Source organism: Adlercreutzia sp. ZJ154 (genome assembly GCF_011039055.1).
GTDB lineage: Bacteria > Actinomycetota > Coriobacteriia > Coriobacteriales > Eggerthellaceae > Adlercreutzia_A.
Genome location: NZ_JAAKEF010000003.1, coordinates 41,148 through 61,604, shown reverse-complemented (window position 1 = coordinate 61,604; position 20,457 = coordinate 41,148). Strand labels below are relative to the sequence as shown.

Annotated in this window: 14 protein-coding genes; 3 read left to right on the top strand and 11 right to left on the bottom strand. The window is 47.4% G+C overall.

Going from position 1 to position 20,457, the window contains the following annotated elements:
• Positions 1–248 precede the first annotated feature (248 nt).
• On the bottom strand, positions 249–875 hold the full coding sequence (locus tag G7Y37_RS02305) for an adenylate kinase (protein ID WP_165061168.1): 627 nt from the start codon (positions 873–875) through the stop codon (positions 249–251).
• A 281-nt stretch (positions 876–1,156) separates the two neighbouring features.
• Between G7Y37_RS02305 and G7Y37_RS02300 the strand changes: the two genes are divergently transcribed.
• Positions 1,157–2,836, top strand: a complete 1,680-nt coding sequence (locus tag G7Y37_RS02300; RefSeq protein ID WP_165061165.1) for a helix-turn-helix domain-containing protein — start codon at positions 1,157–1,159, stop codon at positions 2,834–2,836.
• Positions 2,837–2,858: 22 nt separating this feature from the next.
• Here the strand turns inward: G7Y37_RS02300 and G7Y37_RS02295 are convergent, their stop codons facing one another.
• The 5 genes from G7Y37_RS02295 to G7Y37_RS02275 form a co-directional block, all read right to left on the bottom strand.
• Positions 2,859–3,533, bottom strand: coding sequence for a TetR/AcrR family transcriptional regulator (locus G7Y37_RS02295; protein WP_206214067.1), 675 nt, complete (start codon positions 3,531–3,533; stop codon positions 2,859–2,861).
• 271 nt (positions 3,534–3,804) lie between these two features.
• Positions 3,805–4,233, bottom strand: coding sequence for a peptidylprolyl isomerase (locus tag G7Y37_RS02290; protein WP_165061159.1), 429 nt, complete (start codon positions 4,231–4,233; stop codon positions 3,805–3,807).
• Positions 4,230–5,444, bottom strand: a complete 1,215-nt coding sequence (locus G7Y37_RS02285) for an MFS transporter (RefSeq protein WP_165061156.1) — start codon at positions 5,442–5,444, stop codon at positions 4,230–4,232. Before G7Y37_RS02285 ends, G7Y37_RS02290 begins: the two co-directional genes overlap by 4 nt.
• Positions 5,445–5,663: 219 nt before the next feature.
• Positions 5,664–6,023, bottom strand: coding sequence for an oxidoreductase (locus tag G7Y37_RS02280; protein ID WP_165061154.1), 360 nt, complete (start codon positions 6,021–6,023; stop codon positions 5,664–5,666).
• Positions 6,024–8,450: a molybdopterin-dependent oxidoreductase gene (locus G7Y37_RS02275; protein WP_165061151.1), complete on the bottom strand. Its 2,427-nt coding sequence runs from the start codon at positions 8,448–8,450 to the stop codon at positions 6,024–6,026.
• A gap of 420 nt (positions 8,451–8,870) precedes the next feature.
• Between G7Y37_RS02275 and G7Y37_RS02270 the strand changes: the two genes are divergently transcribed.
• Together G7Y37_RS02270 and G7Y37_RS02265 are read left to right on the top strand one after the other, a co-directional pair.
• A complete protein-coding gene (locus G7Y37_RS02270; protein WP_165061148.1) occupies positions 8,871–11,159 on the top strand; it encodes a molybdopterin-dependent oxidoreductase in 2,289 nt (762 codons plus the stop codon).
• A gap of 13 nt (positions 11,160–11,172) precedes the next feature.
• Positions 11,173–11,511: an oxidoreductase gene (locus tag G7Y37_RS02265; RefSeq protein ID WP_165061145.1), complete on the top strand. Its 339-nt coding sequence runs from the start codon at positions 11,173–11,175 to the stop codon at positions 11,509–11,511.
• 1,168 nt (positions 11,512–12,679) lie between these two features.
• Here G7Y37_RS02265 and G7Y37_RS02260 read toward each other — a convergent pair.
• The 5 genes from G7Y37_RS02260 to G7Y37_RS02240 all read right to left on the bottom strand — a co-directional run bounded on the left by G7Y37_RS02260 (position 12,680) and on the right by G7Y37_RS02240 (position 20,399).
• Positions 12,680–13,924 (bottom strand): MFS transporter, encoded by a 1,245-nt coding sequence (locus tag G7Y37_RS02260; protein ID WP_165061142.1) that lies wholly within the window; start codon positions 13,922–13,924, stop codon positions 12,680–12,682.
• A 154-nt stretch (positions 13,925–14,078) separates the two neighbouring features.
• On the bottom strand, positions 14,079–14,414 hold the full coding sequence (locus G7Y37_RS02255; RefSeq protein WP_165061139.1) for a 4Fe-4S dicluster domain-containing protein: 336 nt from the start codon (positions 14,412–14,414) through the stop codon (positions 14,079–14,081).
• Positions 14,414–16,717 (bottom strand): molybdopterin-dependent oxidoreductase, encoded by a 2,304-nt coding sequence (locus tag G7Y37_RS02250; protein WP_165061136.1) that lies wholly within the window; start codon positions 16,715–16,717, stop codon positions 14,414–14,416. Before G7Y37_RS02250 ends, G7Y37_RS02255 begins: the two co-directional genes overlap by 1 nt.
• Before the next feature lie 183 nt (positions 16,718–16,900).
• Complete coding sequence (locus G7Y37_RS02245; RefSeq protein WP_165061133.1) at positions 16,901–17,704, bottom strand: 4Fe-4S dicluster domain-containing protein; 804 nt, start codon at positions 17,702–17,704, stop codon at positions 16,901–16,903.
• A 28-nt stretch (positions 17,705–17,732) separates the two neighbouring features.
• Positions 17,733–20,399 (bottom strand): molybdopterin-dependent oxidoreductase, encoded by a 2,667-nt coding sequence (locus tag G7Y37_RS02240; protein ID WP_165061130.1) that lies wholly within the window; start codon positions 20,397–20,399, stop codon positions 17,733–17,735.
• Between the last annotated feature and the right edge of the window lie 58 nt (positions 20,400–20,457).

Sequence of the window (20,457 nt, the reverse complement as noted above, 5' to 3'; positions counted from 1 at the left end):
AATATGGGTAATAACACGTTTATTCGGCGTAATTGTACGCCGGAAGAAATACGCGATATTCTCCCAAATTGACGGCATGCAATGATTATATAAGAGAAAAGCTGACTAGAGCATTGCGGTCGGCGTATGAAGATACAAGTTGCCCCTCTAGTGTCTTGAGTGCAGCCGCAATAAACATATTTGGGAAGCAATCAAGCAACTAGAGGGGCTATGTGTACTCTAATTTACGCTAACAATGCCAGCAAAAGTTACTTCAAAACAGATTTCACGTCGGCGAACACCACTTCAGGATCGCGATCGCCATCTATTGTCACCAGTAAATCGCAGCCACGATAGTAATCGATCAGAGGGCTTGTAGATTTCTCGTAAACTTCCAAGCGGTTACGTACTGTGGTTTCGTTATCATCGTCACGCTGATACATTTCGCCACCGCACTTCTTGCAAGTGTCGCCATCGGCAGCGGTGCCAATAGCGCCGCATTCGCGACACATACGGCGGCTAGTAAGCCGACCAACTATAATTTCCGGGTCAACATCTATAAGCAGCGCAGCATCAAGCGGACGACCCAGTTCTGAAAGCATGGTATCAAGCGCAACGGCTTGCGTAGTAGTGCGGGGGAAACCGTCTAGGATAACTCCCTTTGCAGTATCGGGCTGCTGAATGCGTTCGCGCATCAGGTCGATTATTAGTTCATCGGGAACCAGATCGCCTGCATCCATGAACGCCTTGGCCTTCATGCCGAGTTCAGTTTGGTCCTTCACGGCTTGACGCAAAATATCGCCGGTAGAGATATGGCAAAGCCCTTCTTCAGATACAAGCTTAGCCGCCTGAGTTCCCTTTCCAGCCCCCGGCGCCCCCAGAAGCACTATATTCATCTTACAAGTCCTTTCACATACGGAAAACGTACCTAATCATTCTAACAAAGCCACATGCTTATAAACCGTATTCGTTACATGAAAACCAAATGCAGCCCATCGTTGGCAAATTTTGGCGAAGTTTGGCATTGGAATTTAGCGCAGGTCTAAAAATACTTGTTTGAAATTTTGTAAGTTATGAAAGTGTCCAACGCAATTCAACCGACACGCTGCGCTTCAACCGATTAAAATATAAATTAGCTAGTAAAAATCTTTATAGACCCGGCGCTCAAGGAGAAATATTGGGACACGCTCCTACACCTTCGCATCCCCTACCGCGCACAAGCGGAATAACGCTGCAAATGATTTTAGACGGTCTGAAACGGTGCGGTTATCAGATAGAATTTTCCCCGGCGCAAAACCGCAGAGGAATAACACGCATTGCGGCATATGCCGGTCCGTCGCACGAAGTGCACTTCGTGCCGCCTTTTGCCAGCGAAGCAAATTCGGTGCTGCGAATATTTACGCTTGAAGAAGTGGTTTCGCATAAAGATTTATGTGAGGCGCCTTCTATCGTATTTTTGGAAAACGACGAATGCGTGCCTTCCGGTTCGCTAGCTAATGCAGCCTTCGTGAAAAGCGCCAACCGCGCAGGCGCATCATTCAATACACTAGTTGTAGATATTTCAAACTACCTGTTCTCTATTGGCGAGTTTATAGCAAGTATGTCAGAAGTGGTTCGCGCCGCCGGATCGTTCCAAGAATTAGTGGATATAGCTGAAAACTTTTTTGGATATTTCGCAAATGTGACCGATGCAAACAACGTATTGATAGCCCACACAAAAAATATTGCCCCCAACGATCCAATAAATAATTCATTAATTGAAAAGGGTTATCACACAAAAGAGCACCTAAGCAACGAAAGCAAAGACGGCTTTATTTCAACAGAAATGAAAGAACAGCAAGGCGTGGCTGTATATCCGCCAACACCACCTTTTCCATACAGTCTGCTAACCTGCGTTCTGCGCGCTCGCGGGCGTTTCTATGCGCATGTTGTGATGGCTTGTCCTGAAAGTGAAGTTACGCAAGGCACAATAGATGCGTTCAGTTTATTTGCTGCCTATTGCGACAAGCTGGCAGAGCGAAAAAGCCGAAACGCCATGACAGACGATTTTGTATCTAGTGGCTTTCTGGTGAAGCTTCTAACTGAATTCAATTTAGATGGCGTGTTCGTCCGAGAACAGGCCGACCGCCTATCTATACCAACACACGGCAAATTCACATTAGCATGCATGCACGTACAACACGATTTCCTAGATCAGCTGAACTACCTAGCGCACGAAATAGACAGAACTCTTTTGTACGAACATCGCATGATAATACTAGATAATCGCGTGTACATACTAATATTTGGAAACAGCTGGGATGAAGTGATGAATGCTAATGTTCAGCTTTCCGAATTAGACTTAAACAACGTGCCTTACGAAATGTATTCGTCGGATGTATACGAGAATTTATCCGACACTTACTATGCATACAAGCAAATTGCCGCAATTTGTAAATACATAGGTTTTGTCAGACACTATAGATATCTTACTGCAAGCAGCAAACACGACAATATTTTCACCTTCCATGACGTATTTTGCTTTTACTGGGACGACCCATTTGCCGATAGCGAACTGCGCGGATTTGCCATGGACCACACACGCTTAACCATTATGGAACACGACGACAAGCTAAACAACACAAACAATGTGCCGCTTCTGAATGCATACCTAATAATGGAACGTAAAGCCACCCAAGTTGGAGAGATGTTCCATATGCACCGCAATGGAGTGCTCTATCGCATAGACAGAATTGAGAAAACATACCGCCTCGATTTAGACGACTATCTAACTAGGCAATACCTTCAGATGTGCGCCCGTATCAAGATGATAGCCACAAACAGGTTCACATTGGCAGAAATTGCGCTAAACCATTAAGCCAAAAAGCGGCAGAAATTTGTTAGCGATCGTCGGATCCAAATAATCTGCCATCTGACATTATTATTTCCTGTATATGCGTCGGCGGCGACACCAAAGATTTCATCATGGAATCCCATACCGTATCTAGGTGACTGGCATAATAGTAAACAACCTCGTCAGGGTCGGCACAGCCTTTGCGCAAGAAGCGATACAGATCGGTACACTGGCGATATATCCCCATCAGCGATGACGCACAAAGCGTAGCTACAGAATTAGGCTCTACGCCTTTGCTTTTTTGTACTTCGCGAAACATATCCCTGTATATAGACTCGGTAGCTAACACATTGCGCAATTCAAAACGCATAAGCATTCCGTTATCGTCGCGCGAAGAATGCAAAATGTAGCTTACGTCGAACAAGCAAAACATCATCTTGAAATCTTGCTGCATAACCGATAACACTTTGTCGCGTATATCCATCTCGGGCGGAAGCGACTCGGCATATATGCGCAAAGAAGCAATATTATCTTCGCCAAACTTGCGCAATATTGATTCTTTTGTAGGGAAATAGTTATATAGCGTGCGTGTAGATACACCAGCCTCAGCCGCGATATCAGCCAGCGTAGTTTTCAGGTATCCCATCTCGCAAAATAAATCCAACGCTGCATCGTATATCCGCTGTTCCATTGCCTTTTTGTTTTCGTCACGACTGGCCACAAGAATACAACCTTTCGTATCCGATACATTTACTACAACTACCGATTACACTTTTTGGTACTTTCGGAATTAAGCAGTTCAGCGCCACCCGATATCGGCGTTCCGGGTGGCGCAGGTTGTACGCAACCGCACGCAGGACACACAGGCGCAAATGTAGTCGGCAATTTTTCGCGACATTTTAAGCAACGCCCTATCCTGTCTATACACTTGCCACAGTGCGTACATGGACAACACATATCGCTTGCTCCTAATTTGTGAATACAATCAATTACTAGTCGCGCAAATCCACTAGCTCTATATCGAAGTCGAGGTCTTTTCCTGCCAGAGGATTGTTGAAATCTATAGTTGCCATACCCTCGTTTATCTCGGTTACAACAGCCGGTATTTGTATGCCCTCTTTCGTTATGAAAAAGAAACGCTTACCAATTTCTATATCTTTTGCATTAGGAATGGTATACATGGGCTGGTGCTCCACCTTGTCTTCCCTGTATTCACCAAACGCCTCTTTTACAGGAATATGCACATGGCGCTTCTCGCCCACCTTCATAACGGCAACGACTTCATCAAAACCATCTATAACAAGTCCAGAACCTACCTCATATTCCAGAGGCTCTTTATCATCTGTGCTGTCAAAAACACTACCATCGGCAAGCGTTCCTTTATATTTCACAACCGCTTTCTTGCCGTAGTTTTTGCTCACTGTAAGACCTCTTTCTTAGTTTTGCCTATAACCACAAAAACAACAACAGCCAAGATTGCCATTAACACAGCCGACACCATAAACACCGCTGAATAGTCGCCTTTACCAGCCACGTCAGCCGCAAATTGCACATATGGACTTGAAACGAAGGTGCCAAGGTTCATAAATACGGCTGTGAATGCTAAAGCTGACGACGCTACTGCAGCCGGACAGCTTATAGACACGTAATGCGGCACACCAGCCGTTATTACAAGGTGCCCAAGTCCTAAAACGCATACAGAAATTATTACTAGCGGTAGTGAAGGTACAACAACAAGTCCAGCGAACATTAAAGCTAAACCAACCGCGCACGTAGCGCAAGCAAGAGGCAATGTTTGTAACTTAAATAACTTAAACATTTGCCCAAAGAAAGCCGCCGCCAAAATTCCTACCAAGGTAAACAACGATAGCAACTGACCGCCTATTACAGCATCAGTTATGCCATTTTGAACAAGGCAGCTAATAAACACTGTAAAGAATGGATAATCAAGCACTTGCGCCAACAAGAAAATAATCATATAGAACCAAGCTATTGGAGTTATATGCGCCTTTTTGCCGTCTTCCGCCTTTTCGTCTACGCCAACATCGGGTTCTTTATAGAACAGAAGAACACAAACCAGCACAACTAAGCCAACCGCATACAGCCAAAATGCCGTATTCCAACCTATGCCCACACATATACCACCAACAGAGGAAGCAAACACGGCACCTATATTGAACGCCACGTTACCCCAGCCATATGCCGTAGCGCGCTTATTCGCATCAACAAATACCTGCGCAATAAAGGCGTAAATTATCGGCTGCAAAAAGCCTAAGAAAAGACCGAAAACGGCTCTATCCACCATAAGAACCCAGAAAGGCACTACCTCTGGCGTAAAGAATGCAGGCAATACGCCTACAACCGCCATGCCTCCTACAGCTATAGATAGAAGCGTCTTCCGTCTGATAAAACGACCTGCGATAACGCTGCATATTAACGCAGCTACAATCTGCGTAAGGGCAACTATAGTTGAAAGATAAGATGCTGTCCCGGGATCTACGCCATAAACCTCCGCTATGGCGTTCAAACTCGGGGCGATATAACCCATATCTGGAATAACAAAATAAACCGATAGGATAACCACATAAATGCCAGCGGCTACCTTGCCTTGCTTGGCAGTCATACTACCCATACCAACCCCTTTACTTTAATCTGAATGCATGCTGTCCAAAAAGCAATCAGCCATAAAGTGACTACGCTTCCAAATGCAGTTCCAAATGCACATAAATGCCATGCGACAGAAAAGGGCGTCCAAAATTACGGACCGCCACCCCGAGGGCGAGGCTTCACGCGAAGCCTGCGCCCCCGCTGCGTTTCTGTGAATCGGAGTATTGCCGACCCTCTCGCCTGCCTACTTCACAGTTCCTGCATTTGGAACAAAAACGGTAAACCTACTTTTGCCATCAAAATTCGCAACCAACTCGTCTACCGGGCCGTATTCCATACACAGCGCTTGGCAATGTTGCACGCACAGCGGCTTTTTGCCCTTTTCGGTGCGCTCGGCACAAAGGTTGCACTGGTCAGTTGGTATAGGCACAAAGTCGTATTGATACTTATCGCCATCTATCTGCCACGGACCAATCTTTTGAATCTTGATGCCCCAGCGGTCATACGGCAGATCGTGTTCCATCTGACACGACGTTTCGCACGAATGACACCCGGTGCAGTATTCGTAATTGATAAGAAGTCCGCACGCTTTATCGTTAGCCATTTACATCAGCTCCTCGTTGGGCGAGAACTTCTCAACTATCTCGCGCATGTCGGTTTCGCCGTAAATTTCATCGAGCTCACACTTGTAAACACGGCACATCTGCGATTTGCAGTTATTGCCAAACCCGCTCTCACCGCAACCCGCCTGCACAATCACATTCGGATTAGAGGCATAGGTGTCATAGCTACCCAGATGCTTACCGTCTTTGTCTAGGCGATCTTCACCTTGACGCTCGGGGAACCACCACGCATGATCGAGCGCCACTGTACTTGGGTCTAAAATTGGCGATACATTTGCTTTCAGCTGTATGCGACCCAAGTGGTTCTCAATCCAGCACCAATCGCCATCTGAAATGCCATACTTCTCAGCTGTTTCAGGTGCAATTTCAAATTCGGGATTGGGATGCAATGCACGCAAATGCGGGAATTGCCTGTGCTCAGAATGGAAAGATGCCCACTGACGCGCACCGGTCGTCATAATTAATGGGTACTTCTCAAGGTACTCTTCCTTATTGAACCGAGCAGGTACGTTGTAGGGGCTAAACGGCGGCTCGGCATAATGCGGAACCGGCTTTTGACCCCACTGTGCAAACAGCGTGGAATATAACTCTACGCGGCCAGTAGGCGTATTGAAGCCCAGTTGTCCATCGGGGCGCTGCTCGCCATTGGCATACTTATAGTAGTGATATTCCGGGTAAATCCAGTTTTCTTCACGCGCCTCTTCAAACGTGAGGCCTGTCTCTTTCATAGTATAGGTGAAGAATTCCTCTAGCGTCTCTCCCGGCCACATTTCTTTGCGCCACTTACTACCAAGTTCGAAGCAAATTTCCATGTCAGATTTTGCCTCGCCCAAAGCCTGACAGGCCTTATTCGTATTCTGAATATGGTAGTAAATTGAACGAATGCCATTGCGCTCGGGATACATGCATATCGGCAAGAACAAATCGGCACAAGCCTGAGCCGTAGGCACCATAAATGGGTCTAGAAACACGTTGAACTCGGCATTCTTATACGCTGCCTCCATGCGGGTATCGGGCTCTTGCGCCGTACAAGAGATGGGATTAGATGCCATAATGAAGTTCGCGCGAATCTTATATGGACGCTCGCTTAGCATTTGGTCAATAGTCATGTCGGCTTGCGTAAGCACAACGCCCGAGTATTTCAGTGCCGGGAAGTCGTTACCACCGATGCGCTCTGCCTGCGCTTCTAAAGTAAGCCATTCAGCCGGATCGGGCGGGTTCCATGTCTGACAATTGAAGGGCTGATGCACTGTAACCATGCCACCGGGAATGTCTATCTGACCAGTAATTGACCACAGATCTACAACCGCCGCAGAACCGGCTAAACATTCCATAGTCATATCTAGCGCCAGACCCCACTGTATGGCGGAAGGTTTCTCGGCAAGCATTTCAGCTGCACGAACAATTTTTTCTTGTGGAATCCAAGTAATCTCGGACGTTTTCTCTAAAGTCCACTCTTTTGTAGCTTCGTAATACTCATCGAAGCCATAGCACCACTTATCCACAAAGTCTTTGTCGTATAAGTCGTTTTCAATAAGATACTTGCCTATTCCCAAAGCCAGCGCAGCATCTGTACCGCAGCGAATTTGCAACCACAAATCGGCATGCGCTGCCATCCAAGTTAGCTTCGGGTCGATAACTACTAGCTTGCTTCCGCGCTTCATGCAGTCAACAAGCCAATGCCCCTGATTGCCGTCGGCATTCGAAATAATAGGATTGTTGCCCCATACAAATATGTTCTTGGGTGCAACCCACTGTTCGTTTTCGTAGCGGTTGTAATGATTCTGCGAACAGTCGGGTACAGCGTATGTACCCATAAGCACTGTGCAAGCCGCCACGCGGGGAACATAGCAACTATTGCCAGAAAGCATATAGGCATATTGCGCAGTACCGTATGCATACATTAAACGACAAATGTAAGGGGCACCACCGCGACCAGTTCCCAAGTGGAATACAACAGCCTTCGTGCCAGATTCTTCTTTTATCTTGGCGAATTTAGTAAGAATCATGTCGTAGGCTTCATCCCAAGTAATGCGTTGCCACGCTTCAGGATTGCCCCTGTCCTTGAAAGCGCGTTTCATGGGATACAGCACGCGATCGGGATGATAGATAGCCTCTTTTAGCGTAATGCATCTAGCGCATAATCGCCCTTGATAGTACGGACTTTCAGGGTCGCCCTCTACCTTAATAAACTTTCCAGTTTCTTTGTCGGTGTAGATAATTACGCCGCATCCATCATGGCAGCCCGGTGCCGCCCATGCGCCAGAACGAGTACAGATCATGCCGTCTTCTTCCCATTGCCAAGGAAGATCGCCGCCGGTGTAGCGAACCGGTGGCTCCCTAAAGAAGTCAGGTCGGATCTCGTTTTGACCGCCCTGCTCGACCACCATATCAATGCGTTTGGTCATTGCAGCTCCTCTCTTAACTCTCCTTTTCGAGCCGCACGCCCACATGCAAGTTCCCCGTCTTCTTACAGGGAAGCGCACGACTTCGCGAACACAGATCTGGAGGTCAAATTCGCCGCCTTATCGGAACACCGCATGACCAGAAAGCGAGTCAACCGACCTTATCTGTTACTGCGAATTCTGCCTAGAAAAAAGTAAGTTTTTAAGGCTTGTGAAACGCGCCTCATACTAAAAGATTGACATATCGACAAACTGCTAAAAACGCGCGTTTACGTGGCACTACCCCTATTAAGAACTTACTTTTTTTCACTTAAGATGCGCCGCAGCTGCGTATGTTCTAAACCTTTTCGGTCGATGTCGAAAAGTAAGCGGAAATACGCGAAGAGCTTCTTCAAACAGGAAGAGAGTGGAGGAAGGAGAGTCATGGCTTTTCATTTCAAAGAGAACCCGGCTCCAAAACAAGAGGTGCTTGAAGATGGCACTATTGTGACGCGCACATGCGCGTGGTCGCCCCCGGGATGCCACGCAGTAGGTTGCGGCATTAAGCTGTTTGTAAAAGACGGCGAACTAGTTAAGGTTGAGGGCGACCCCGACCATCAACTGACACAAGGACGCTTATGTCCAAGGTGCTTAGCGCTGAAAGAAGCGGTCTATCACCCCGACCGTCTTCTGTATCCCATGAAGCGCGATCCGAAAGACAGAGGTTTAGACAAGTGGGAACGCATCAGCTGGGATGAAGCAACTGATTTAATTGTGGCAAAAACTGAAGAGATTCGCGCGAAATACGGATCGGAGTCTATATGTGTATACATGGGCACCGGTCGTGAAGCCGTGCGCTATGGTTTTACGCTTTCATCGAAGGTGTTGCGCACGCCAAACAACTGCTATGCTCAGTCGGGTTGGTCTTGTATGGGTCCCCGCCAAACAGCCATGACCATGATGCTTGGCAGCGCCTATATTGAACTAGACTACAACGGCGGATCTCTTGATGTGTGGAACGATCCAAATTGGAAGCGCCCCGACTACATCTTCTGTCTTGGCAAAGAGCCGCTAAAGTCTAATCCAGATGGTCTTTGGGGTCACGCATTAATAGAATGTATGAAATTGGGCAGCAAGTTAATAATGGTAGACCCGCGTATGAATTGGCTTGCCACACGTGCCGATCAGGTCTTGCAAATAATTCCGGGCACCGACGCTGCGCTTTGCCTAGCCATTCTAAACGTGCTAATCAATGAAGACTTAGTAGATCATGACTATATTGATCGTTGGTGCTATGGATACGATGAACTAGTAGAACGCGTACAGGAATACACGCCTGAATTCGCAGCAAAAGAATGCGGAATAACCGCCGAAGAAATTGTGGAATGCGCCCATAAGCTAGCATATGACGGAGGCAAAACTCACTGGAGCCTTCTGATGGGCGTGGCTGTAGATCAGAACCCGAACGGATGCCAAGTTACGCAATGCCTAATAGCAATGTCTGCAATAACTGGCAACTTAGATGTTCCCGGCGGTACCGTTGTAGGCGTTCAGATGCAATTCGAAATGACCGGCGCTACAGATTTTATGAGCGACGAGCTAAAGAATAAATGCATTGGCTGGGATACATATCCAATTGTAAAAATTCTGCTGAATACCACGCATCCAGACATAACGCTAGAAGCGCTTGAAACTGGTCGTCCCTACGAATTAAAGATGGCGTGGCTAGATTCCACAAATCTGCTATCGCCCACGTGTTCGGCACAGCCAAAACGCTGGCATGATGCGCTGCGCAAAATGGAATTTACGGTAGCAAAAGATATGTTTATGACACCGACAATTATGGCGCTAGCAGATGTAGTGCTGCCTCTTGCCACATGGGCAGAGCACGACGGCATAGTTATGACAAATCAAGGTTGCCAGATGGGCATAGCCGGCGCTATTAATAAGGCGCTGCAAGTTGGCGAATGTAAGTCTGACTTGGAAATGCTAATTCATTTCGGTAATGCATTCTACGAGCGTGCCTATGGCGAAGAATACCCATTCAAAACAGTAGAAGAATACTTAATTGACGACCTTAATAAGATGGGGCATTCATGGGAAGAGCTATCTGAAAAGGTTGTGGCATCAAACGACATCGGTGGATACCATAAGCCTGAACGCGGTCTTATTCGCTCTGATGGACAGCCCGGATTCCAAACCACAACCGGGCGTGTCGAACTGTGGTCTACAGGCTATGACGCACTAGGCGATGACCCGCTGCCATATTACTTCCCGCCAAAACTGGGTGCCACAGCAAGACCAGATATCGCTAAAGAATACCCGCTTATGATGACAACAGGTGCTCGCTACTTTGCATCGTTCCATTCAGAACATCGTCAAATTCCAAGCTTGCGTGCATTAACTCCAGATCCTTACTTGGAGATACATCCCGAAACAGCAGCTGAACTCGGCATAAAAGACGGTGACGAAGTTACTATTGAAAACCCATGGGGCATTGCACACGAAATAGCAAAAGTAACTCCTGTTGTTCGCAAAGATATTGTGTCGGCTGCGCATGGCTGGTGGTTCCCTGAAGAAGATGGCGAAGAACCCAACCTGTTCGGAGTCTGGAAGTCGAATGTAAACAGCCTTGTTCCGCATCGTGTGCTGGGCAAGATGGGCTTCGGCGCTCCTTACAAGCAACTACCCGTAAAGGTCTACAAGACCCCCGTTGAAGAGTGCATTCTGTAAGGAGGTGTGTGCGATGAGCAACAACATAGGTCTGATGTTCGACTACGAATGGTGCACCGGCTGTCAAAGCTGTGAGATTGCATGCAGAAATGAACATGGCTGGTCCCTAGAAAAATGGGGCATTAAAGTTCTTGAACTTGGTCCGCTAGAAATGGAGCCCGGCAAGCTAGAATGGAATTACGTTCCATTTCCCACCAGCTATTGCGACATGTGCGAAAGCCGAGTGGCAGCAGGCGGCATCCCAACATGTGCGCTGCATTGTCTGGCAAATGTGATAGAGTGGGGTCCAGTAGAAGAGCTTACGAAGAAGTTAGAGGAAAAGGGCGGCAAAGCTAACATTTTCCTACCGTAGGGCAAACCTACAACCTATTTGAAGAGGTCCAAAACCATGGGCCTCTTTTTTGCGCTTTGTAGCTCTTCCATTAGTGAAGTCGGAAAGACTACGTTCAGAAGCTGCGCAGCCTTCATTCCGCTTCCCCGATTTTATTTATGCGAGTTATAGCAGCGCAGCATATGTTATGTGAAGTCGGAAAGACGTCATATAGGCAGAAAAGTGTGTAAGACTCAGTCCATCGCAAAGGGGTAGGGAGCGCTGTTGTGGAACTCTGACTAAACCAGACCGTGTGTTGCCTTCGTCACTTTTTTAGGCGAAAAATGGTCAAAACTTCCGACTTTCCATGGTTATAGCGCCACATAGCCAGCTTGAATTGTGAAGAACACTGGGCAAACAGTATTTGGTGATGCATCTATAGGCGCTATTCTGTGCTTTTCACAGTGGAAAGCTGGAAGTTTTGACCATTTTTCTAACTTTTTTGAACTAGTATGCGGATGAGTTGAATCGTAATCTAGTGTCAAGGTGTTGAGAGTTTACCCAAAAGCCATCCAATAAACACTTTAAGCCATCTTGCGGAGGTATCGTTTTTCCTAACGCTAGAGCCTCCGCATAAGCTACATCTCCGCCTCTGCCTTCCTGCTTTTGTAAGTCCTTTTTCTTCATCTTGCCGCCGCAGATTGCACATTTTCTAGTAAACACTGCTCACCCCTGTTCATAACTGACTTTTTCTTGGAAAAAGCTTGCCTGAACAGGGATGTCAAGTGAGAATTAGGCGCACTTTTTGCCTATATGTCGGAAAGACTACGTTCAGAAGCTTTCCCGATTTTACACATTGGATACGCGCTCTTATACAAACTGTATTAGTAAGGTTGGAAAGGTGAAGTGAAGGCTGTGTAGCTTCTGAACGCAACCTTTCCAACCTTACGCATTGGATGAATAATCTTGCATACGTAACATTAGTAAGTTGGAAAGACGGAGTGAGGGCTGCGTAGCTTCTGAACGTAGTCTTTCCAACTTACTAATTAAAGAAGGGGCTGTAACAAAAGTCTTGAATGGTTATCTTGAACCGCTATATATTGAAATGAAATGCAAGAAACCCACCACATATTGTGGCGGGTTTCTTATTGATGAGACTTCTGTTACAGCCCCTACTGAGATGCAAGAGGATGTTAACTAAATATCTTCTTTAAGCCTGCTCTACTGGCGTGGGCTCGGGTGCTTTCTTTTCAGCCAACTTCTTCGCACGACCCGCAACCCAGAACATTCCAAGCAGCAACACTATTCCTAGAATCACGTTGAAAATCCAAACAGCGCTCAGAATTTCATTGGTTCCAAAAACAGCAAGTATTGCTTGGTCAATTGGGGAAGCCAAGAAACCACCGCCATTTTGGAATACATAGCTAAATCCCATAACCGCACCCACAATAGCCGGAGCTACAAATGTGGACAGCAACATAGGAACACCAATTGTCATTGTGTTGGTGCCAAAGCCAGCAAGAATAATGGCAACATAGAATAGCGGCACATTGCCGGTTACATGAGCTACAAACCAAAGTATATAGCCCACAATTCCAACAATCCAAAACACGGGAAGAGTGTAGGCGCTTATGAATTTATATGCAGGTCCGAATAGCACAGCAGCGCCAATAGCACCAACAGAGAACAGCGAGAACACGGTGCCAATAACCGCAGGATTATCAACAACAGCACCGATAGATACGCCACCCAAATTGAACAGAGACTGGCTCATAATAATGGTGCCCAAGAACAAAACTAGCAGTACCCAACCGGGAACTGGAAGCTGAATCTTAACCTTCTCGCCCTTTTCATCTTCCTGAGGTACAGCGGGAACATTTTTCGGATTTAGCAAGAAAATGCACAGCACAAATGGAATTAGTGCAATCAGATAAATTGCCCAAGCCAAATTCCAAGAAATAGCACCAAGAATGCCAGCTACAGAAGTAAGAACAATCATGCCTACATTAAAGCAAACTGAAGCGATAGACATCATAGTTGCGCGCACAGATTCCTTTTGGAACATTAGCGAAATAACGCCCATTACGATAGGCATAAAGCAACCAAGACCAAGACCTAGGATGCAGCGGGTTGCCATAATTCCCCACCAAGGCAAAGCCGCACCTAAAATAGCGGGCGCACCGCCAACAACTACAAGAGCAGTTGCCAACAAAGCGCATACCCTATAAGAAAGTTTGCGGCCGGCGACGAGGCCAATAACGAGCGCCGCAGGTATCTCCAGCAAATTGGTGATCGACACCATGTACGATACGGCATTGGCGTCCACGCCATAAACATTCATCAGTTCCTGTGATGCCACATTAACGGCACTATGCATAGGTCCGATGAAATACATGCACATTAAAGCTACGAAGACACCTATTTGACCTGGGGTCATCTTCATCTTTTCTGCCATTGTTTCCCCCTTTAGAAATTATCAGCAGACAAAACTGTGGATCGCCTACCTCTCTTTTTGCCCTCCTGTTCTCTAGTTGCCAGATAAGCCTCCTTGCGCGATCCAGTATTTTCGGAGCCTATCGAAATAAATGTAAGTTTTGAACGTTTTATTGCTACGGAATAAAAATGGATGCCATGCTACCTTTTTCACCCATCTTTTCTACAAGTTCGTCAAGCGTCCCAAAGACCATTGCTTGCGCCAAACAATGATGAACACAAGCGGGCTTTTTACCTTCAGCTGTGCGTTTTGCGCATAAATCGCAATCGCTAGTTAGTGCTGGAATAAAACGGTATTCCCATTTTCCGTTCTGGCGCTGCCATGGACCTAGCTCCATAACTTTTACGCCCCACTGATTACCCGGGAAACCGTGTTCATTTTGGCATGCAATTTCGCAGCTATGACAACCCGTGCAATACTCGTTATCTATCAGAATTCCATACTGCGCCATTATTTTTCCTCCTGTGCCAAATAGATTTTGCAGGGCATAGCCTTGTAATGGGTTCCAAAACCTAGTGGTCCATTTACTTCGTGCGGAATAAGCGTGCCCACGTTTACATCAAATACGCCGTAGAGTTCTTCTGGGTCTTTTTCCGGATACCACCAGCCATGATCGGCAGAAACCACGTTTTCCTTAACGATGGGAGTTAGGTGCGCAACCATCTTCACGCGACCGAACATGTTTTCCACATACACCCAAGCGCTCTCTGTTATTCCCAGCGCCTCCGCCGTAACAGGATTTATCTCAAGCGTGGGATAGCGATGTATCTGGCGCAGGCGCTCTATCTGGCGATTCTCCGAATGAAACGACGTAAAACGGCGGGCACCCGATGTTAATGTAAGCGGATAATCAACCGCCAAATCGGGGCGCGACTTCGCGCTGAACTTGGGCTCGATATAGTAAGGCATCGGATCGTCGCCCAAGTTGTTCAGCATCGTAGACCATAGCTCAATACGCCCAGTAGATGTGTTGAACCCGGGCTGACCGTCGCTGCGAAGCATGCCTAGCTCATATTTCTTGTATTCAAGCTCGTACTGCCCAATTACATTCTTTTGCAAATCGGCATAAGTTGTGTCTCCTATGCCGGGCACGCCAGATATTTCGCTGTTAATGTAATTGTCTATACTGGCAAATTTCTCGTTTTTGCTATTGGGGTAAAGTCTGTGATGCAGCTCTAGCATTATCTCTAGGTCAGACTTACATTCACCCAGCGGCTCTATCACCTTCGTTATGGAACCAAACTGTCCGGGCTGAGATGCATTCGAATTTGAAACATAACCATCGTGTTCCAAAAGCGAAGCAACCGGCAACACCAAGTCGGCGGCGCCCATTATTGTTGGCGTCATAAACAGATCAGCCACACAAACAAAATCAATTTTGCGAATAGCCTCTAGCCAGCGCTTCGGCTGAGGAACCATGCAAGAAATGGGATTATGAGCGAAGATGTAGGCGAATTTGATAGGAAACGGAACGCCTGTCTCTAACGTATCGAGAGTAGCGTCGGGGACCGTCGTGTTTATGATGGCGCTATAGGCGGGGAATCGGTCGTGGCCTAGGGGTTCCACACCAATATTGCCAAATTTCGCCAACCCTTCCGCATTGCCTACATCTGCCGCCTCCGTAGGAGCGTTCTCAGCCATGCCCGCAAATGTCGGAGGCAACCCCATGAAGCAGCCGCCCGGTACATCCATGTCGCCTAGAATGGCAAAAAGCGACAAGAGAGCATGCGAGATCTGGAATGTATTAGGATTTTGGTCAGCCGCAAGACCCATTGAAAGTGTAGAAGGACCATCGGCTAGACAGCGTGCAGCATACTGAATGTTTTCAGCCGCAACTTCGGTAATACGCTCAACTTTATCTAGCGGGTAATCTTGAACGCGCTGTTTTAGCTCGTCGAAGCCATATGTCCACTTGTCCACAAATTCGTGATCGTAAAGGTCTTCATTAATAACCACATTCAGCAAGCCCAGCGCAAGCGCAGCATCGGTACCCGGGCGCAGCTGCAAATGAACTTCGGCACGCGTTGCCAACCAATTAACACGAGGGTCAGCCACAATCAACTTCATGCCGCGCCTCATCATGTCGATAATCGAATGCCCAAAAAGTCCATCGGCATTCGAACGAAGCGGATCGCGCCCCCATATAAGCATATATTTCGGACATACCCAACGCGAATCGTCGTAACGATCAACAAAGCCAATGGAATTGTCGGCCTCGATATAAGAGCTGCCCATATTCCACAGCATACCTGCCATGCGCGGCACCAAGCACGACCAACCGCTATTGGGATGAACTGCAGTAACAGTACCGAACACATCGTTTGACATTTGGAAATGGTATTTCGATGCTTCCCGACCTGTACCATTCCAGCACGAGACACTATTAACGCCGTACTCTTCAACTGTCTTGTTATATTTTTCTACTATTAGATCGAATGCTTCATCCCAAGTAATACGCTGCCACTTATCTAAGCCCCTGTCTTTCGGGTCGCGCTTCATCGGATAAAGCAAACGGTCTGGATGATACACATAATCAAGCATTGTTAAGCAGCGCACGCAAAGACGACCATTTGTTATGGGGTTTTCCTCGTCTCCCTCAACTTTTACAGCCTTGCCGTCTTTAACATACACCTTCAAGCCACAACCTAAATTGTGACACCCTACACCCATAGAGCACGTGCGATGAACGGTTACGCCGTCTTCAAGCTGCTTTACAGCAGGCGACGCATTATTATTGAAATGCAAACTTGGCATTTGTCCTCCTAGTTTCCTAAATACAACCTTGCATCAGTGAAGTTGGGAAGACGGAGTGAAGGCTGCGCAGCTTTTGAACATAGTCTTCCCAACTTCACGCATCGGACGATACGCATAAACAGAATCGGGAAGGCGGAGTGAGGGCTGCGAAGCTTCTGAACGTAACCTTCCCGATTCTGCCACCTATACAGCTTTCATCGGAAAATCCCCAAGGTTCAAACTTTCTTCTAACTTGATAGAGTTGCGCTCAATTGTCTTGAACCCATCGGCTTCAATCTTTAGCGAGTAGTTGCCTGCGTCTATGCGGCGAAACCAGAAGTCTCCAAAGTCGTCTGTCATTTGGATGCGTTGCGTACCATCGGGCATTGTAAGGGTTACTTTTGCCCCTTCAATAATCTCATTGACCTTCGGATCCCACACTTCGCCACCAATAAACAAATGAGGAAGATTCAGGTAATAGACACGCGGACCAGTACCGTTTACTTCAAATGTTTCAGCCGCAGCAATTTCATCGGCGAAATCTTCTTCCTCCCCAAAGCGCAGAGCCCCAGTAGCACACAAGTCTACACAGTGGGGCAATTCGCCCTCATCTACCAGATGCGCACATCCGGTACATTTCTGGGGCACGTCCAATTCTTCGTTGTAGAAAATTGCGCCATAAGGACACGCATCTACTATTTCGCGTTTGCCCTTAGACTTCGCCGGGTCAATAATTACCAAACCATCGTCGCGCTTTTGCACAGCATCGGGCGCAGCAGCCTTACATGCCGGGCTGTCGCAATGCATACACATCCACGGCGTATACTCCACGCGCACCTTCGGCACCTGACCATGGTCTTTCTGCTTCACGCGCATCCAAAATTGCCCCGAATTGGGCTGCGGCAGCGCATAAGGCATCCAGTCGTTACCGCAATGTTCATCTTTACATGCTATCTGGCAATTATGGCAACCGCTGCATTTGTCTATATCTATTACAAAAACTTTCATCTTGTTCTCTCTTCTGCTAGTTGCTGCGCTAGTCTAAGTCGAACCATGCGTCTTGAAGTACGCCAAAATCTGGGTCGTAGGGGCGATTAAAGGCTTCCGGATACTGCTTTGCCAGCTTAAATACATCCACTTTCTCTATGCCCACTAAATACCCACTGGTAACTTCGCCAGCACAATTCTTCGATGCTATAGCTTTCGGACAAATAAGATTATTCGTACCTCCGCGGTCGCTTTCGCCCGGCACGATAGGGTCTACGCGCGCACCATGATCTTGCATCACCGCGTTAGGCATAATGCGTTCGGTTACATAAGCGCCGCCCATGGTCCATCCGCGGTCGTTGAATATGCGAACTATGTCACCATGTTCTATCCCAAGCCGCTCAGCGTCTTTGGGGTTAATCCACACAGGCTCATATCTGTAGCCATCAGGACCCATAACCTTGCAAGTCTGAATTTCGCGAAGCCATGTGCAGTCATCCATCTGAGAATGCAAGCGCCAATGCGGATGATTAGAAACCATAAGGAACGGATATTTCTGCGCACGCTTGCCGCCCAAGCGCTCGTCTGGATGCGTTTCGCCATCTTGAATCCAATGCGGATACGGTGGACGCTCGGTGTCATCGGGAAAATGCTCAGCTAAACGCGACGAGTAATACTCTATCTTGCCAGAAGAAGTAGTAAGCGGATATGTCTGCGGATCTTCATAGAAGCGCTGAAAACCTGCCTTGTCGTCTTCCCAATCCTTCACCGTGGGAATAACGTAGCATTCTTTCTCTTTGAATTCGTCAAAGGTCATACGCTCTTGAACGCCAGAGCCCATGAAGCCGCGGCGAATTTTGTCTTCAACGGTTTCACCGCCGGTTATTTCATCGTATAAACCTAGCTTCTTCGCAATTTCAAGCGTGCTTTCGTAGTCAGATTTCGACTCACCCAAAGGTTCTATACTCTGGTTTTCTATCATTAGCACGTTGTAGTTGCCAGACGAAATGTCGCAATTGATGTCCAGCTCTTCCATCTTTGTGTTAATGGGAAGAATTATGTCAGCGAATAGGCAGTCATCTTCCATCCAAATATGCTGTGCTACGAAAGTCTCAATGTAGTCTGTTCTAATGGCATCAATAAATTTGTTGCCACCATTCCAAGAACTGGTCCATTTCGGGCAGTCTGTCCATACCATATGTATGCGCTCGCTACCGGGAACTGGGTATTGATACTTCACGAACTGGTCTTCAGTAGGCAGACCTGCGCAGGTAACGCCATACCATTCCAGCGGATGTTCGTGGTCGTAGTCGCCCGCCAACGCCTCGGGAATTAGCGTTTCCGGCACAAGCGATTCGCGCTGGTCAGCAGCATAGGGCCACAGTATATCGTTCAAATTTGGCACAAATTCCGAACGCGGCGCAGGCATCTGGCTTTGCAGGCCAAACAGCTGCCATTCCATCATTTTTACCTGATTGCGACCGCGTTTCCCAAGCGCCTGCATACCCAAAAGCGCCACTTCCAAACGAGCGGGCTCGTGGCTATATGCAGAGCGTATAAACGACCCGCCATTGCAATGCGCAATAGATACATTATGCTTAGCCCAGTGGCGAGCAAGAGCCTTTATCTGACGCGCGGGCACGCCGCAAACGCTTTCAGCCCATTCTGGAGTTTTCTCTATGCCGTCATCGCCGCCATTGATGTGATATTCAAACCAGTCAAAACCGATGGCATGCGTCTCAAGATATTCCTTATCGTAAGTGCCTTCTTTCAGCCAAACCCAAGCAATAGCTAGCTGCAAAGCAGAATCGGTGTTGGGAAGAATAGGTATCCACTTATCGGCATGCACAGCAGCGCCATAGTTCACATCGGGGCAAATGTATATCTGATTTACACCAACATCGGTCAGGAAGAAACAATAACGGCTTGGAAAACAACCACCCCAGCCCCATGGTGTGGTTTCCACATCGCAGCCCCAGAAAAGTACCGAATCGGAATTGTTAGCCACATCGTAGTAAAGATTGTACTGATCACCTTCGCCTACAGGATCTTGCCCCCATATGTGCTTTGCGCCCCAGTACCAGCCCTCCCAGCTATCTGGGTTTCTAGCCTGCATGGTGTAGCCGCCACCCTTGACACGCCCCACTTCCACAGCGCCCGCGTCTTCATGCATCCAGAAATCGTTTACAAGTTCTACGCCAGTTTCTTTTAAGGCAATCTGGTCCAACATGTAGCCCTGCGTACCGCGAGGACCTTGAATAGTCTTCACCAAATGATGTCCGTCCGACTGCACCAAAATGGAATTAAGACCATAAGTATCTTTTATGCGATTTATTTCGCCAGCAATTATGTCAGTTGCTTCATCCCAAGTAATGCGAACATATTTCGACTTACCGCGGTTTTGCGGATTGCGCTGCCCGTTCGGATCCCAGTCAACGCGCTTCATCGGATACAGTATTCTGTTAGGCGAATAGACACGCTCTTTATGAGCGATAGCAAACGGAGAAAGCTCAGACTTATCTTTTGCTTTGAATTCCTTGCCTTTAGCTTTAATGGTCCATGGGTTTAGCCCATCTTCACTCTGATGCTTAACATAGCTAAACGGGCGCGTGCGTAAAATCTTACCGTCAACTACATCTATCTCTGCTGGGTCGGATGCTGTACATGGCCCACAGAATCCCATCGTTTTGATGGTAGTGGTAATCTCTTTTGCCATTTCTCCTCCATCGATCTCTTTCCGACCCCGGCTTAGCGCGGTCGATTTATGGAAAGAA